The organism is Xanthomonas cassavae CFBP 4642, from assembly GCF_000454545.1.
In the GTDB taxonomy this organism is placed as follows: domain Bacteria; phylum Pseudomonadota; class Gammaproteobacteria; order Xanthomonadales; family Xanthomonadaceae; genus Xanthomonas; species Xanthomonas cassavae.
Genome location: NZ_CM002139.1, coordinates 1,465,309 through 1,479,812, shown reverse-complemented (window position 1 = coordinate 1,479,812; position 14,504 = coordinate 1,465,309). Strand labels below are relative to the sequence as shown.

12 protein-coding genes and 4 pseudogenes are annotated in these 14,504 nt (G+C 63.7%); 11 read left to right on the top strand and 5 right to left on the bottom strand.

The features are described 5' to 3' along the window. Positions 1 to 372: 372 nt before the first annotated feature. The 4 genes and pseudogenes from XCSCFBP4642_RS0106465 (at position 373) to XCSCFBP4642_RS0106445 (ending at position 1,783) form a co-directional block, all read left to right on the top strand. The gene (locus tag XCSCFBP4642_RS0106465) at positions 373 to 657 is read left to right on the top strand and encodes a CopG family ribbon-helix-helix protein (protein WP_029219084.1); all 285 of its coding nucleotides are present in this window, start codon (positions 373 to 375) and stop codon (positions 655 to 657) included. A 1-nt stretch (position 658) separates the two neighbouring features. Next, positions 659 to 958, top strand: coding sequence for a type II toxin-antitoxin system RelE/ParE family toxin (locus tag XCSCFBP4642_RS0106460; RefSeq protein WP_029219083.1), 300 nt, complete (start codon positions 659 to 661; stop codon positions 956 to 958). Then, positions 942 to 1,366: pseudogene (locus tag XCSCFBP4642_RS0106455) on the top strand (type I restriction endonuclease subunit R); the annotation flags it as partial. The gene XCSCFBP4642_RS0106460 and the pseudogene XCSCFBP4642_RS0106455, both read left to right, overlap by 17 nt. A 90-nt stretch (positions 1,367 to 1,456) precedes the next feature. Continuing rightward, on the top strand, positions 1,457 to 1,783 hold the full coding sequence (locus XCSCFBP4642_RS0106445; protein WP_029219081.1) for a type I restriction-modification enzyme R subunit C-terminal domain-containing protein: 327 nt from the start codon (positions 1,457 to 1,459) through the stop codon (positions 1,781 to 1,783). Between the two features lie 360 nt (positions 1,784 to 2,143). Here XCSCFBP4642_RS0106445 and XCSCFBP4642_RS24225 read toward each other — a convergent pair. Beyond that, a pseudogene (locus XCSCFBP4642_RS24225) lies at positions 2,144 to 2,652 on the bottom strand (class I SAM-dependent methyltransferase); the annotation flags it as partial. Between the two features lie 258 nt (positions 2,653 to 2,910). Further along, positions 2,911 to 3,219, bottom strand: coding sequence for a class I SAM-dependent methyltransferase (locus XCSCFBP4642_RS0106430; protein ID WP_029219079.1), 309 nt, complete (start codon positions 3,217 to 3,219; stop codon positions 2,911 to 2,913). 734 nt (positions 3,220 to 3,953) lie between these two features. Here XCSCFBP4642_RS0106430 and XCSCFBP4642_RS0106425 point away from each other — a divergent pair. From XCSCFBP4642_RS0106425 to XCSCFBP4642_RS24215, 3 genes and pseudogenes are all read left to right on the top strand, one after another. Beyond that, entirely contained in the window at positions 3,954 to 5,222 is a 1,269-nt protein-coding gene (locus XCSCFBP4642_RS0106425) for a cytochrome P450 (RefSeq protein ID WP_029219078.1), read from the top strand. Beyond that, a pseudogene (locus XCSCFBP4642_RS24220) lies at positions 5,219 to 6,133 on the top strand (sulfotransferase domain-containing protein). Before XCSCFBP4642_RS0106425 ends, XCSCFBP4642_RS24220 begins: the two are co-directional and overlap by 4 nt. After that, positions 6,130 to 6,833, top strand: a pseudogene (locus tag XCSCFBP4642_RS24215) (sulfotransferase family protein). Before XCSCFBP4642_RS24220 ends, XCSCFBP4642_RS24215 begins: the two co-directional pseudogenes overlap by 4 nt. 169 nt (positions 6,834 to 7,002) lie before the next feature. On the opposite strand, the gene XCSCFBP4642_RS0106410 reads toward XCSCFBP4642_RS24215, so the two are convergent. Together XCSCFBP4642_RS0106410 and XCSCFBP4642_RS0106405 are read right to left on the bottom strand one after the other, a co-directional pair. Further along, positions 7,003 to 7,560 carry a DUF3228 family protein gene (locus tag XCSCFBP4642_RS0106410; RefSeq protein ID WP_029219077.1) on the bottom strand — a complete coding sequence of 186 codons (558 nt, stop codon included), beginning with the start codon at positions 7,558 to 7,560 and terminating at the stop codon, positions 7,003 to 7,005. Between the two features lie 228 nt (positions 7,561 to 7,788). After that, positions 7,789 to 8,334 (bottom strand): DUF2058 domain-containing protein, encoded by a 546-nt coding sequence (locus XCSCFBP4642_RS0106405; RefSeq protein ID WP_029219076.1) that lies wholly within the window; start codon positions 8,332 to 8,334, stop codon positions 7,789 to 7,791. Between the two features lie 113 nt (positions 8,335 to 8,447). Between XCSCFBP4642_RS0106405 and XCSCFBP4642_RS29935 the strand changes: the two genes are divergently transcribed. The 4 genes from XCSCFBP4642_RS29935 to XCSCFBP4642_RS29925 all read left to right on the top strand — a co-directional run bounded on the left by XCSCFBP4642_RS29935 (position 8,448) and on the right by XCSCFBP4642_RS29925 (position 13,174). Continuing rightward, on the top strand, positions 8,448 to 8,822 hold the full coding sequence (locus XCSCFBP4642_RS29935) for a hypothetical protein (protein WP_235048276.1): 375 nt from the start codon (positions 8,448 to 8,450) through the stop codon (positions 8,820 to 8,822). A gap of 21 nt (positions 8,823 to 8,843) precedes the next feature. Next, positions 8,844 to 9,137 (top strand): hypothetical protein, encoded by a 294-nt coding sequence (locus XCSCFBP4642_RS29930; protein ID WP_228325733.1) that lies wholly within the window; start codon positions 8,844 to 8,846, stop codon positions 9,135 to 9,137. A gap of 579 nt (positions 9,138 to 9,716) precedes the next feature. Then, on the top strand, positions 9,717 to 11,087 hold the full coding sequence (locus XCSCFBP4642_RS0106390) for an alpha-amylase family protein (protein ID WP_029219075.1): 1,371 nt from the start codon (positions 9,717 to 9,719) through the stop codon (positions 11,085 to 11,087). 419 nt (positions 11,088 to 11,506) lie between these two features. Further along, entirely contained in the window at positions 11,507 to 13,174 is a 1,668-nt protein-coding gene (locus XCSCFBP4642_RS29925; RefSeq protein WP_228325732.1) for a histidine phosphatase family protein, read from the top strand. Positions 13,175 to 13,452: 278 nt separating this feature from the next. On the opposite strand, the gene XCSCFBP4642_RS0106370 is transcribed toward XCSCFBP4642_RS29925, so the two are convergent. Beyond that, positions 13,453 to 14,388, bottom strand: a complete 936-nt coding sequence (locus XCSCFBP4642_RS0106370; protein ID WP_029219073.1) for a Gfo/Idh/MocA family protein — start codon at positions 14,386 to 14,388, stop codon at positions 13,453 to 13,455. Positions 14,389 to 14,504 lie beyond the last annotated feature (116 nt).

Sequence of the window (14,504 nt, the reverse complement as noted above, 5' to 3'; positions counted from 1 at the left end):
AACATCGCCATGCAGACAAGAACGGGCGCCGCAAGGCGTCCGTTTTTTGTGTGATCAGTGGACCAGGCGCGCCTGAAATGTTCTGCCACCGGCACTGCCCCATCAGCTGAGGATGCCGACGGCCCGCTCGCTGCGACAGTGCCCGCCCGATCCGAACCTGCTCCCCTTGCCCGATGTCGCTGGAGACCCAAGCCGAACGATTTATGCAGGCCATGGAGGTGCTGGCTGGCTCTGCAGGCAACGGCACGTTGGGGAGTGCACTGGGCTGGACGAGCGGCCTTTTCCGGCCAGCTGACCTGACGTTCTTGCTTAGTCCGGCCACCCGTACCACAACTGTGCTACAGTGCCTGCGACACATCGTTGGGAGGCAGCATGAGCACCACCACCATCCGCCTGCCGGACGCGCTCAAGGCCCGCATCGCCAAGGCCGCGCAAGCGGCCGGCACTACCTCGCACAACTTCATCCTGGAAGCCATCGCAGAGAAGGCCGAGTTGGCCGAACGGCGCGCCGACTTCCATGCAGAGGCCGAACGCCGTTGGGCCGAATTCCTCGATACCGGCGAGAGCATCCCCTGGGACGAGATGCGTCGCTATCTGATGGGGCGCATTCAGGGCACGGACACTCCACTTCCCGTCCCCCGCAAGTTCGCGAAATAACATGGCGCGCGTCGAGTTCCTACCCTCTCTCAACGAGGACCTGCGGCGTATCATCGGCCACCTGGAACAGAACGAGGCGGCGCACATCCAAGAGCGTCTTGGCGAGATCGTGAGCGCATCTGATGTGCTCACGAACAATCCGCTGATCGGGCGCCTGACGCATAACGATCTGCGTGAATTGGTCATTGGCCAAGGCGCCCGCGGATACATTGCCCTCTACCAGTACGTAATGGCGCTGGACACCGTATTTGTCCTGGCGATCCGCGCGCAACGCGAGACCGGCTATGCACGCGAGGCATGAAACCGAGGCCGACACCCGCGCCAACCGCATCGACCCGGTGCTGCGCGATGCCGGCTGGGGCGCAATGGAGGGCGCGCAGGTCCATCGCGAACTGATTTGCCCTGGCCGCATCCTCGGCGGCGGCCAGCGCGGCACCGCGCTGTCGGCGGATTACGTGCTGAGTTATCGCGGTCGCAGACTGGCGGTGATCGAGGCCAAGCGTGCAGGACTAGGCCACACCGCCGGCGTCGCCAGGCCGAGGACTATGCGGCGCGGCTGCAGGCGCGGTTCGCATATACCACCAACGGGATCGGCTGGTGTGGCATCGACATGAACAGTGGCGTCGAGGGCGACATCGCCTTGCCGTTCCCGACGCCGGAGCAACCCTGGCTGCGCGGCTTTCCCGACGGTAACGACTGGCGTGAGCGCTGAGGACCAACTGCGCGCCATCTGGAGCGATCCGGACCGGCGCGAGGCCTTTCCACGGACCTGGGTTACGACAACGAGCGCCTGGACGACATGCGGCGCCTGATCGATGCCCCGCACAGCGACATCTTCGATGTGCTGGCCTACGTGCGCTTCACCCTGGCGCCGCTGTCGCGGACGCAGCGGATGCAGTCGGCCATGTCCACCGGCCTGAGCGGGCACGAGAGTGAGATGCGCTCGTTCCTGGACTACGTCCTGGGCAACTACGCGCGCAACGGTACCGGTGAGCTGGCCAGCAGCCGGATCGGCGACGTCCTGCGGATCCGCTACGGCGGGGTCAACGCTGCCAAGCGAATGCTTGGCAGCGTTGCTGACATCCGCAATGCATTCGTCGGGATCCAGGCGCACTTGTTCCGCTGATTGGCAGACGCATACAACGCGGGCGGCACAATCAATATCACGGCCGCCAATTCACATTCGCTTCCCAAAACGCCCCGCTGCGCTGGTATGCATCGCAGCCCCTGATATGGTCTAACCACCCACCCCATACGAATTACGCAGCATCATCATCGGCGCTATCGGTATCTCTTTGAGCGAGATGCTGCGCATGCACCCAAACACGTATGAGCCCTCTTTAATAGCAGTCCTTCTTTCACTAGATGCACTGCTACTGATGTCGGCGGCGCCGGTAGCACGTGCACCAACCTTGGCATAACAGACGTCGCAAGGCGTCCGTTACACTTTTCGCCAGCCTGCGATTGAAACCGCCAAGTAGCTAACTCACTCCATGACGGTATCCGCCAGCACGTACACCGAGATCTGGATACGGCTGCGCGCGTCATACGGCTCGCGGCCCCAGCCTCCCCATCGCGCGTGCAGTCGCAAACTGGCGATCTGCGCCATGAGGTCGAGTTCCGACGGCCAAACGTAACGTCGACGCTCGGAAAAGATGCGCGTGCCGTCCTCGCTCAGAACGACCACCCGCTGATCGATTCGCTGTTTCACCGGATCGGGTTGCGAGCACACCAACATGACGGCGGCGCCCTCGCTCTGCGTCTCCGGCATGTCGAGCACCTGGCTTATCTTTCTGCTGCCGTCGAACACTTCAGCACCGGGCACCGCTGTCTGGATCACCAGCATGCCATCGGGCGCCAGGCATTGCGCGGCATTGACGACGCAGCGCAACTGCTCGGACTGAGTAAGCAGGTAGCCAAACGCGTTCACCGCGTAGATCAGACCAAACGGCCCGCTCAACGGCATGTCGGCAAATCGGCGCAGATCAGTTGAAGGGAACCTCTAAAAACCCCAGCATCCTGTCATCATTGACGTAATGCGATGCTAGCGGAGGGTGCTACAGATGATCAGTTTGTTCGCCGGTGANGCCATAACCTGCTGCGTCTGGCACGATTGCAGCAGGCCGGGATGCGGCCGGTATGAATGCCGCAGGCCAGAAGAACGCCTCGCGCGCTGCGTCGGCGAGCTGAGAGCTTGGCCGACCATGTCAGCGATGTTTCCAAGCATCGTCACCTCGATGTTTCCAAGCATCGTCACCTCCATGCATGCGCCACATCGACTCCGGCATGGTTATTGGAGGTGCCCTGAAGCTGATCGCTGCCGGGTTTGGCGCGCAATGCATCGAGCATTGCGCGCGCATTGTCGATGCCGGTCACTGGCACGCCGCATTGGGACAACGGCAGTGCAATGCGCCCGCTGCCAATGCCCAACTCCAGCGATGCACGGCCACCGGCGAGGTCGGCCAGGGTCTGCACGCAGCGCTGCAGTACCTGCGTCGGCCAACGATCATGGAAGCTGTCGTAGGACGCAGCCATCCGATCGTAGTGAGCATTGCCGGTCATGCATCGCGCTCGCGTTCAAAACAGTTCGGCAATAGTACGCGGCGATGCAGCTGGGCGCCTTCGCGACAGAGACAACGAATAGAACAACTACGTCTGCCGCGACAGATTTGCGCAATCCAGTTTGACCAATTCAAGTCATCCCTATTCTATTAAGGGCACCTCGAATAACCATGCCGGAGTCGATGTGGCGCATGCATGGAGGTGACGATGCTTGGAAACATCAGCACTCTGACATGGTCGGCCAAGCTCTCNTCACGTTCTTCACCGGCGAACAAACTGATCATCTGTAGCACCCTCCGCTAGCATCGCATTACGTCAATGATGACAGGATACTGGGGTTTTTAGAGGTTCCCTTAAAGATGTTCAGATCATCTTCATAGCTGAACAAATCCCTCCAAAATCAACCTGCTGTTAGCTTCAGCCTTTATAAGGAAATCGTTATGACACGTCTTTTTTATACTTTTTCACGCTGGCTCCAGGTCTTCGGTGGCCGCAAGCTCGGCTACATCTACACCTACTGACCATGACCATCCGCGCTGTCGCGGGAGGGGAGACATCCTCTCGCGACACCACGTGGCACGGCCGCCAATCCGCTCCGCGTCGATAATGCGCCGCCTACTTGGCCGCAGATGACGTCCCAAACGCGTATGAACTCAGGTCGCAGGCACGCTATCCCGCCTGGCCCAGCCGGTCATTGGGCATTCGGCAACCATCGGCAGTTCTCTGATGATCCCTTGGCCTTCCTACAATCCTGCGCGCGTGTGCACGGCGACGTGTCCAGGGTCGCAGAACGTACGTATCTGCTCGCTGCACCGGCCACGATCGGGACGGTGCTGGGTGATGACGGGACGCTTTACGGCAAGACTGATCCTGACCCGAGCGCGCGGCGCGCGGCGTTTCCCGCTTCGGTGATGAACAGCACTGGCGCAGCCTGGCGGCACAAGCGGCAGACGCTGCAGCCTGCGTTTCGTGCAGCCTTGGTGCGCAACTCCGCAGCACAGGGAGCGGCTGTCACCCTGTCGCTTCTACGCGAACAGGGCGAGTCCATCGTTGCACAGGACATGCGCACGCTGATGACTGCGCTATGCGCGCAATTGGGCGCCGGCGTTCTGCTGGGGAATCCGGCACATGCACCGGACCTGCTGCGCATGTTGCCGATGGTCGATGCGATCCTGCAGCAGACGCGCCATCAATCCCTGACGCCGACGTGGTGGCCATCGGCGCATCGGTATCGCCTGCGCCGCGCACGCGCGGATCTCGACATGGCGCTGGAACGCATTTTGGCGCGCAGTACGCAGCAGCCCCCGCATGCAGCATCGGTCCTAGCGCTATTAATGGCCGACGCTACGCGAGGCGGCAGCGACTGGTGCCGCGACGAAGCGGCAGCGATGCTGATGTCCGCACTGGAACCGATGGCGGCAGCACTGACCTGGACCTTGCTGCTACTGGCGCAGCATCCGCACGTGGCGCAGCGAGTTGCGCAGGAAGCAGCCGGACTGGACGATGCTGACGCCGCAGCCGGCACCGGGTTGCTCGACCGCTTGCCGCACGCGCGGGCCTGCGTGAAAGAGGCGATGCGCCTGTATCCGCCGGCCTGGATGACCGCGAGGATCGCGCAACGCGACACCACCCTGGACGGCTTCCATGTCCCCTGCGGCACCCAACTGCTGATCAGTCCGTGGGTCGTGCACCGCGACGAGCGTCATTTTTCCGATCCCGCGGCTTTCCTGCCCGAACGCTGGCTGGACGAGACCGCCACCCACGCGCTGACGCGCTACAGCTACTTCCCATTCGGCGGCGGCCCACGCAGCTGCATCGGCAGCATGCTGGCCCTCACCCAGATGACCGCGGTCATCGCCACCGTGTTGCGTGCGCGCAGCCTGCATCTGGCTGCCGACGCTCGCCCCACGCCGTTCCCCGCGCTCGTGCTGCGGCCACTGGATGTGCGCATCGCACTGCGGCCACGACCCGACATCGCATCTCGCTTGGGCACCATCACATGAATCATCCACACGTTCGCAGAAAAAGCAGGGAATATCCAAACCGATTCTTCGACTCCAGCGTGTGGAACGATCTGGCTCTGCGCGAAGGAGATATCGTGATCGCCAGTTATGCCAAGGCCGGCACGACCTGGCTGCAGCAGATCGTGGCGCAGCTGATCTTCCGCGGCGACGCGGAGATCGACGTCTCGGCCATTTCTCCCTGGGTCGACGGCGTCTATCCGGACAAGGCCACCAAGCTCGCGCTGCTGGACGCGCAGAGCCACCGACGCTTCATGAAGACGCACTTGCCAGCCGATGCACTGGTCACCAGCGCACTCGTCAAGTATCTATACATTGGCCGCGATGGACGCGACAGTGCGCTGAGTCTGTATGACCATCAATGCGCGTTGCGCCAGGATGCGCAGGCAGGTCTGGACGTTGGCGCTGCCGAACCCGGCAAGCTACGCGTGCTGCCACCGCCGCGCCTGACGCGCGATGCCTATGTGGCGCAGTGGCTGGAGCAGGATGGGGCGCCCTTCTGACCGTTGTGGGAAGGCGTCCGTTCGTGGTGGGAGCGGCGCGCGGATGCGAACGTGCTGCAACTTCACTACAACGACTTGCTCGACGACCTGCCCGGCCAAATCCGCCGCATCGCCGCCTTTCTCGACATCCCGATCCCGCCCGGCAAATGGGACACGATCGTGGCGCACTGCAGCTTCGACTACATGCGACAGCATGCAGCGCGCTACGTGCCGCAGGGGTCCGGACTATGGCGCGAAGGCGGCAAAGCGTTCTTCAACCAGGGCCGCAGTGGCCGCTGGCGCACTGCCCTGCCGGATGCACTCAATCACGCATATGTTCAACGCGCACATGCGGAACTCGGCTTAGACGCAGCACAGTGGCTGGCCCACGGCCAGGCGCGACCGGCGTGAGTCTCCAACTCATTGGCGCCGGCCTGGGCCGCACTGGCACCCTCTCCCTGAAGCTGGCGCTTGAGCGGCTCGGTGGGGCCGCTGCTATCACGCGATGGAATTGGCAGCGAATCTGCGTCACGACTTGCCGCGCTGGGAGGCGGCGATCGACGGGCACCCGGATTGGGACGCACTGTTCGCTGGCTATGCGGCGACGACCGACTACCCCGGCTGCTGTTTCTGGGAGGAGTTGTCCGCGCACTTTCCGCGCGCCAAGGTGATCCTGACCGTGCGCGACCCCGATGCGTGGTTCGACTCGGTCAGCGCGACGATCTTCTCCGGCGACGGCAGCGTGCCATCTCTGTTTGGCGCTCATGGTCAACGCGTGAGCCGCTTCTTGCGTCGCGATCTGGAGGCGAATCTCGGTGATCGCGCCTTCATGACCGACTACTTCCGCCGCTGGAACCAATCAGTGATCGCGCGTGTACCGGCGCCGCGCCTCTTGGTGCTCGATGCCGACGCCGAATCGCACTGGGAACGCCTGTGCGCATTCCTAGCGCTGCCAGTGCCGGCGCTCCCCTATCCGCGCGTCCATGCCCGTGGCATCGGTGGCGCACCGGCGCGTCGGCTTCCGACGGAACCGGCACTGATCGAACACTGCATGCGCGACTACCTGGAACGGCTCGCAGAAGAGGCCTTCCTGCCGCCGACCGGCCCATAACCGCTTTGGGGTGCGTGGATCATGCCACGCCGAACGCCGCGCCCTACCCCGCAAACAGCGAGCGGACGGTACGCATCACGTCTCCGGCAACTGCGCTGAAGGCATGCGGCTGGTCGTGAATCACACGCGTGGCCTGTGGCAATCTGCCATTGCAGTGTCGCCAAATGCGTCAGGGCCGCCAGTTCGCATTCGCTTCCCAAAACGCCACGCTGCACCGGTACGCATCGCGGTCCAGCGGCGTGCCGGAGCCGCCTTCTTCCACGCCCAAGGCATTGCGCAACATGGTGATTGGCGCCATCGGAATCTCATCCGGCTCTGCGGTATACAGACACCCCACCACACCCCAGTCTGCATCGATCGGCGTACCTTCCTTGGCCAGCTGATCGCGGCTGTAGAGGATGGGCAGTAGATACGCGGCCACCGGCGGCTCGACACCTTCGAACCAACGTACCAGCACGGGCAATTCCTGCGAACTGCGCGCCTCGTAGCCGGAACGCAGCAGCTGCCGGTTGTCATCGATGATGGGAACAGTGAGGCAGCGGGTGGAGGTCCAGTTGCGGTGCACATGGAGCTGGCAAAACGGCGCGTAGCCCTGGATCACGCGGAGCGGCGCCTCGTCGTTGAGCCGCTGGATGAACTGCTCGGGCGTGCAGTCCTGGATGGCATTGCGACGGCCATCGCGCGGGAACAGGCGGGTGCGGGCGAACTGGGTCAGGACGATCGACATAAGTGGGCTGCGCGGCGACAAAGAGCATCAGGGTAGCGCGCAGGCTGGACTGCGACTACGTTGCGCGACAACTCAGCCAATGCGCGGCGGGCAAGCAGGCACCAACAGGTATTCGGAATCGATTTTCGGCCGTCGCAGAACGCTCGCCGCTAACGTGCAGGGACGCACCACGCAGCGAAGACGCGAACACGATGCGGGGAGACCCCTATCTGCAGTAGCCCGTCAGCGCTACCAGATCAGATCGTCCGGTACCTTGAACTGGCTGTAGTAGTCGTCATCGCTATCGGCCGCGGCCGGCGCGCTGTTGCGCCCGTGATCAAGCACAACGGTATCAGCATCGCGGCTGTAGACCTTCTCGGCCGCCGCACGTGGAATCAGCTCGAAACCGTCGCCATGCCGCACGATCACCAGCGCGCCACTGGCCAGCTGGCTACGCAAGGTGGGATTGACCAGCACGCTGCGAATGACGCTGCCATCGTTGAAACGGTAGTCGATCTCGCCTTCGCACTTGATCTTGCTGGTCTCCACAATCTGCCGCACCTGGGCCAGCACTTCCTGCTTGCGCAGCTGCGCATTGCGCTCTTCGGCCAGCGCGCGATCGCGCTCGGCGCGCTCAGCCTGCAAACGCGCCGCATCCACCCTGTCGGTATCGGCCGGCACAGCCGCCCCGCCCTTGGCATGGCGCTGCTTGACCTGCTCACGCGCCACCTTGTCCACCTGGGCCTTCTTGACCAGCCCGGCCTTGAGCAGCTGTTCTTGCAATGGATTACGCATGGAAAGGGTCGGCAATGAACTGGCCGCTAGTTTAGCGCGCCGGGCCGGCGCCGCCGGGCAACCAGCCGCAAGCGCACACCGTTCGTCGTCAAGCCGGCCAGGATTCTGCCCAAATGCCTGAACACCCACTATCATGCGGCGCTCACAACCACTCAAGGACGAAGGATGATCATCTGGAGATCAGGCAGCGACGCGATCGCGCTTGGCCAGCAGACGGCGCACATTGCAACCAGTGCGCGCAGCAGCGCAGCTTCCGGCATGTGCTGCATTACCGCTATGCGCACCTGTGGTACGTCTTCAGCTGGGTAACCAAGAAGCAGTACCTGCGCGTCTGCGACGGCTGCAATCAGGCTGCTCCGCTGGACACCAAGACCTTCGAACAATCGCGCGGCAAGCCTCCCATCCCGGCCTATCGCCGTTTCGGTGGGCTGGTCCTGCTGGGCCTGATCGCGGCCGTGGTTGCTTTCGGTGTCTACAGCGACTCGTAGACATCCAAGCGCGATGACGCCTTGCTGGCCCAGCCGGCACAGGGCGACCGATACACCGTCGATCTGCAGACCGTGGCACCCGGAGCCTATGAAGGACATGCGTACGGCGTGGTGCGGGTCGATAGCGTCAGCGGGCAGACCATTACCCTGGCGCTACCGAGGAAGGGCTACGACAAGTGGAAAGGCGCCGAGCGCGATGCGGGCGGCAGCAGTACCAGGCAGCCGACGTATTGCACCGACGATCACGTCGAGATACCGCTGTCCAAACTGCAGTCCCTGCACGCAAGCAATGAGCTCCGCCACGTCTATCGCTGAGCACTGCGCTGTTGCCGGTACAGCGAACGCTGCACCGACGACCTGGGCGGCGGCGCATGCCACGGGCAATGCCCCGCACGTCGGTTTCACTGCGTAAGCCTTCAGCCACGCGCCGGTCGCTATCGGCCGGATGCGAGCTTGCCATCCTGTAGATCACCTGCTTTTGCAGGGGCCTGCGCTGCCACGCGACGCCACGTGCTGGTGCCAGCCCCATCCGCGATCTCCACGCGCCATCTGTGCGTACGGGGCCATCGCTGAAAGACCGCCCAACGCACCCGACGACATCCGCACTGCCCATCGCAGTGTGCGAGCGGCCACGCTATTGCCGCCGAGCCGCGCGCACTTCAACGGCGCGCTGCATTGAATACGTATGCACAACACCGATGCTGCGCCGCGATGGGCGCTTAGCATCGCCGCGCGCTGCACGCCGTGCGCGCGCTTTCCGGAACAGGGGCCGGAGGCCTTGCTGCGGGCAGCGTGATGCACACGCCAAGCCTGTGCCTACCACTGGAGAACCACTCGATGCGCACCACACTTGCACACGCTCCCCCCTCAGTCCTGCAGCGCGGCGCCCGCGCATTGCTCACGGCGCTGGCATTGCTGCTGGTGACGGCCAGCGTACAGGCCGATGTCATCCTGCACGCGTTCAACTGGCCGTATGCCACCGTGGAAGCACGCGCCAAACAGATCGCCGATGCCGGCTATCGCAAGGTGCTGGTTGCGCCTGCGTACCGTTCCGAAGGCAGTGCCTGGTGGGCGCGCTACCAGCCGCAGGACATCCGACTGATCGACAATCCACTCGGTGACACCATCGCGTTCAGGCGCATGGTGCAGGCGCTGGCCAACAACGGCGTGGAAACCTACGCCGACATCGTGTTCAACCACATGGCCAACGAAGCGGCCACGCGCCCGGACCTCAACTATCCCGGCAGCGCCGTGCTGGCACAGTACGCCGCCAACCCAGGCAGGTACGATTCGCTACGCCTGTTCGGCACCTTGCAATCGAACTTCCTCGGCGCCAGCGATTTCGGCCCGGGCCAGTGCATCAGCAACTACAACGACGCCTTCCAGGTCCGCAATTACCGCATCTGTGGCGGTGGCAGCGACCCGGGCCTGCCCGATCTGGTCGGCAACGATTGGGTGGTGCAACAACAGCGCGCCTACCTGCAGGCGCTCAAGGGCATGGGCGTGACCGGCTTCCGCGTGGACGCGGCCAAGCACATAACCTTCGACCACCTCAACCGCGTGTTCGATGCCGGCGTCCGCTCCGGCGTGTACGTGTTCGGCGAAGTCATCACCGGCGGGGGTACCGGCAATGGCGATTACGACCAGTTCCTGGCGCCATACCTGCAATCCACCCCGCATGCGGCCTACGACTTTCCGCTGTTCAACGCGGTGCGCAACGCGTTTGCCATCGGCGCCAGCCTGCAGCAGCTGGTGGACCCGGCCGCGTCCGGGCAGGCGTTGCCGGGCAACCGTGCGGTGACCTTCGCCGTCACCCACGACATCCCCAACAATACCGGCTTCCGCTACGCCATTCTCGACCCGGTCGATGAAACACTGGCCTATGCGTATGTGATCGGACGCAATGGCGGCATGCCGATGATCTACACCGACAACAACGAAAGCGGCGACAACCGCTGGGTCAACGCGTACCAACGCGACGATCTGCGTCGCATGATCGGTTTCCACAACGGCGTGCAGGGCACCGACATGCAGGTCCTGTCGTCCAGCTCCTGCCATATCCTGTTCCGCCGCGGTAGCCTGGGCATCGTCGGCATCAACAAGTGCGGCAATCCGGTCACCACCACGGTGGGCATGAACAACAGCGTGTTGTACTGGAATGCCGATTACACCGATGCACTGGGCTCCGGGAATGTGGTCCGCATCACCAGCAGCGCGTACACCTTCACGCTGCCGGCACGTGGCGCGCGCATGTGGCGTCGCTGAGCAATCGCCATGAGCAGTTGAATCGCTTGTACGCAGATGGCGTTCGACCGCGCAGGTAAGCGCCTGCGTCCCTGTGTTGCACCAAGCCATCACTTGTTCGACAGGAGGCCTCCGCCGCGGCAAGCGTGCGGAGGCCTCCTACATGCAGGCGCGCATCCGCGTGTGGCGATAGCGCCATTGCGCCGTATAGCGGCTGCTACTGTATCCAGTGGCTATCAATACAAAGTTGGACACACACTGAATAATCAGAGAACGACAATCTGTTGATGCAACACATCTTGCTGCACCCCGGACCTACGTGGCAGCCACCTGCATGCCCTGCTACCGGCCTGCGGGCGGGCTGAGCGCAGTAAACGGCGTTGCCACGCAAGCCGGCAACGCTCTCGATCGTCCACCAATCGAGCAACCGGAGCAGCCCGATGCCTTTGTACTTCGTCCGTCATGGCGAGTCGCTCGCCAACGAGCAGAACTATTTTGCCGGTGCACAGAACTCGCCATTGACGCCACTGGGGCGTCGGCAGGCCAGGCAGGCTGCCGATTTCGTCCGGCAACGCGCACTACGCTTCGACGAAGTGCATGTCTCCACGCTCGAACGCGCACGCGCCACGGCGGCCATCATCCTCGAAGGCGTCTCCGATGCACCGCCGGTGATCTACAGCGACGCATTGAAGGAACGCGACTTCGGCATCTTTGCAGGCAAGAACAAGACCCTGATCAAGAAGTCGATCGGCCATCGGCTCTTCGACGCCTGTTTCCACGACGCCAGTGGCGCGCCGCCCGACGGCGAGCACTGGATGGACATGTACGCGCGCTGCACGCAGTACTACGACACGGTACTGGCGCCGCTGGACCGCCAGGGCAAGCAGATCCTGGTGGTGGCACACAAATACATCGTCGAGGTGTTCGCCTTGATCGCCTCGGGCCTGCCACCGGCCGAGTACATCGATTTCCGCCTGCCCAATTCGCGCCCATTGTCATGGGAGGAACTCAAGCGCATGACCGCGCGCAGTTCCTCGCGTCTGAACTACCTGGGCGAGCAGAGCGAAATCCATCTGCTGCAATGGATGCTGATCGCCGCTATGGCAGGCTTTGCGTTGTCCTGCCTTGGCCTGGCAGTGCCGCATGGCCTTGGCTCCACCGCCATCGTGGCGCTGCTGGCAGTCAATGCGTTCTTCCTGTCGGTGCGCATCGAACCCGGCGCGTTGCGCTTGACCCGCGGACCGGAAAACCGTGCGCTGAGCATGCTCAGCATTGCACGCGCCGGACTGGCCATGCTGCTGCTCACGCAATCTCACAACGAATGGGTGCATGTCCTTGGCTTGCTGCTGATCGTGCCGCCTGCGCTGTCGGTACCGACCTTTTCGCTGGCGCGCGGCGGCGATTACTTCTTTGCGGCACGCTACACCCTGGTGCTGTCGATCCTGCTGCCGGTGGCATTGCTGTTGTTGTTCCTGGATCACCGCGATGTACTGGGCGCGCACGCACTGGAACGCTTCTTCGTGGTGTTGCTGCTCGCGTTGGCGTTACCGTCGCTGCTCGCACAGGGCTGGCGGCGTGCGCGCCCGATCGCAGCCGGAAAACTGGCCACCAATTGGGGCTGGGTGGGCGCACTGACGCTGGTGCCGACGGCCTTGCTGGTGGCACTGCGCGCCGGAGGGACGTCGTTGGCAGACGCATTGATGCATGGCCGATGGCAGGCATGGGCTGCCTTGGTGTTGCCATTTGCGCTACTGCTGGCCTGTCGCCTGGCAAGCGTGGTGTATCTCGCCGTCCATCAGCGCGTGACCGGCAAGCCCATTCCCGCGGCGATCGTGTCGGACATCCACCTGCTGCAGACCTCGCCGAATATCTTCCTGTGGCTGAGCCTGCTGCTGCCTGGCACGTTCGCACATGCGCCAACGCTGGTAGCCGGCACGCTGCTGGGCTTTTTCGCCTTCGCGCTACTGGACGAGACATGGGTGGTGCGGCGCTTCCGTGCACAGATCACGCCAGCACTGCGGCAGCACGCTGCGCGCGTGGCAATGCCGGCCAAGCCGTTGGATACGGGCGCCAGACCGCCTGGCAAGGTGGCGCTGGACAGCAGGTAAGCCGCGCGGCACCGGGCGCATCGCTGGATGCGTCTGATGCCATTGCATTCATCGGGTCATCAAGACCTCACCTGAAAGAACCGCGCACTGCGTACTCCCACCCATGCACCATCGCAGCAGCAGCGATGCGTGCTACTTGGAGCAACTCGCACAGCGTAGCGAGCGCCCATCGAGCGGATGTGGACGGCACACTCGCAACTGGAGTGCAGGCACGCTAACCGATGGGTCCGAGCAGCGGCTGCGTGCGCCTGGCGGCGCAGCCGCTTTGTTTGCCGCTCTTACCAGGCAAACGGCGCGGTGATTTTGCGTGCGCCCAGCAGGAACGCGTCGGCCACATGCACGAACGGCGCGACATCCACTTCCGACTCGCCGGCCCGCACCAGTTGCACGAAGCGCTGATACAACCCGTCGTATTCGCTGGATGCCGGCACCGCCTGCGCGTGCCCATCGATATGCAGTTTGGCACCGCCTTCGCTGAGCACCAGCTGCCCCCGGGTGGTGTCCACCTCGATGTTCCAGCGCTGGTGGCCGGTCTGCAAAAAGTCGAATTCGGCCGTCACCGGCACGCCGACGGTATCGACAAAGGCCAACCTGGCGTACAGCGGTGCCTGGCGATTTTCCGGCGTGTGCAGCTCGGCCTCGCGCAAGGCGAACGCGCGCGGCAACATGTAGGTGGCGATGGAAAGCGCATTGATGCCGGGATCGAACACCCCCATGCCGCCCGGCTCCAGAATCCAGTCCTGGCCCGGGTGCCAGTGGCGAATGTCTTCCTTCCAGGTGATGTGCGCGCGCAGGATCTGCTTGTCCGCCAGCCACGCGCGCGCGGGCTCCACGCCAGCGGCGCAGCGCGAATGCCAGCTGGTGAACAGGCTGCGTTGCGCCGTGCGTGCCACCTCGCGCAGGTCGTTGATCTCGGCGAGCGTGGCAGTTGGCGGCTTTTCCAGGAAGACATGACGGCCGGCGCTCAGCGCCGTCTGCGCCAACGCATGCCGTCCAACCGGTGGCGTGCACAGGGCCACTGCTTCCAGCTCCGGATGCGCGGCAAATGCGTCCTCCAGCGTCTGATACGCCGGCACCCCGTCGACAGTGCCATGCCGGCTGACGGTGGCGACCAGCTGCACATCGGCGCGCGCGGCAATCGTGGGCACATGCTGGTCGCGGGCGATCTTGCCGATACCGACAAGGGCAATGCGCAATGCGTCTGGATGCTTCATCGAAACCTTCGTGCTGATGAGTGAAGTGAGCGTGCCCACGCCGGTGCGGCTGCAATCTGCCGGGCCTGCGATGCCACCGCAGCCGCGACCCGGAGGCAACCACGGCCGGTGGGATC

What these genes read in the sequence shown, in the direction of transcription:
- XCSCFBP4642_RS0106465 (WP_029219084.1), top strand. Translation starts at nt 373, where the DNA reads ATGAGCACCACCACCATCCGCCTGCCGGACGCGCTCAAGGCCCGCATC.
- XCSCFBP4642_RS0106460 (WP_029219083.1), top strand. Translation starts at nt 659, where the DNA reads ATGGCGCGCGTCGAGTTCCTACCCTCTCTCAACGAGGACCTGCGGCGT.
- XCSCFBP4642_RS0106445 (WP_029219081.1), top strand. Translation starts at nt 1,457, where the DNA reads ATGCGGCGCCTGATCGATGCCCCGCACAGCGACATCTTCGATGTGCTG.
- XCSCFBP4642_RS0106430 (WP_029219079.1), bottom strand. Translation starts at nt 3,219, where the DNA reads ATGACCGGCAATGCTCACTACGATCGGATGGCTGCGTCCTACGACAGC.
- XCSCFBP4642_RS0106410 (WP_029219077.1), bottom strand. Translation starts at nt 7,560, where the DNA reads ATGTCGATCGTCCTGACCCAGTTCGCCCGCACCCGCCTGTTCCCGCGC.
- XCSCFBP4642_RS0106405 (WP_029219076.1), bottom strand. Translation starts at nt 8,334, where the DNA reads ATGCGTAATCCATTGCAAGAACAGCTGCTCAAGGCCGGGCTGGTCAAG.
- XCSCFBP4642_RS29935 (WP_235048276.1), top strand. Translation starts at nt 8,448, where the DNA reads ATGCCTGAACACCCACTATCATGCGGCGCTCACAACCACTCAAGGACG.
- XCSCFBP4642_RS29925 (WP_228325732.1), top strand. Translation starts at nt 11,507, where the DNA reads ATGCCTTTGTACTTCGTCCGTCATGGCGAGTCGCTCGCCAACGAGCAG.
- XCSCFBP4642_RS0106370 (WP_029219073.1), bottom strand. Translation starts at nt 14,388, where the DNA reads ATGAAGCATCCAGACGCATTGCGCATTGCCCTTGTCGGTATCGGCAAG.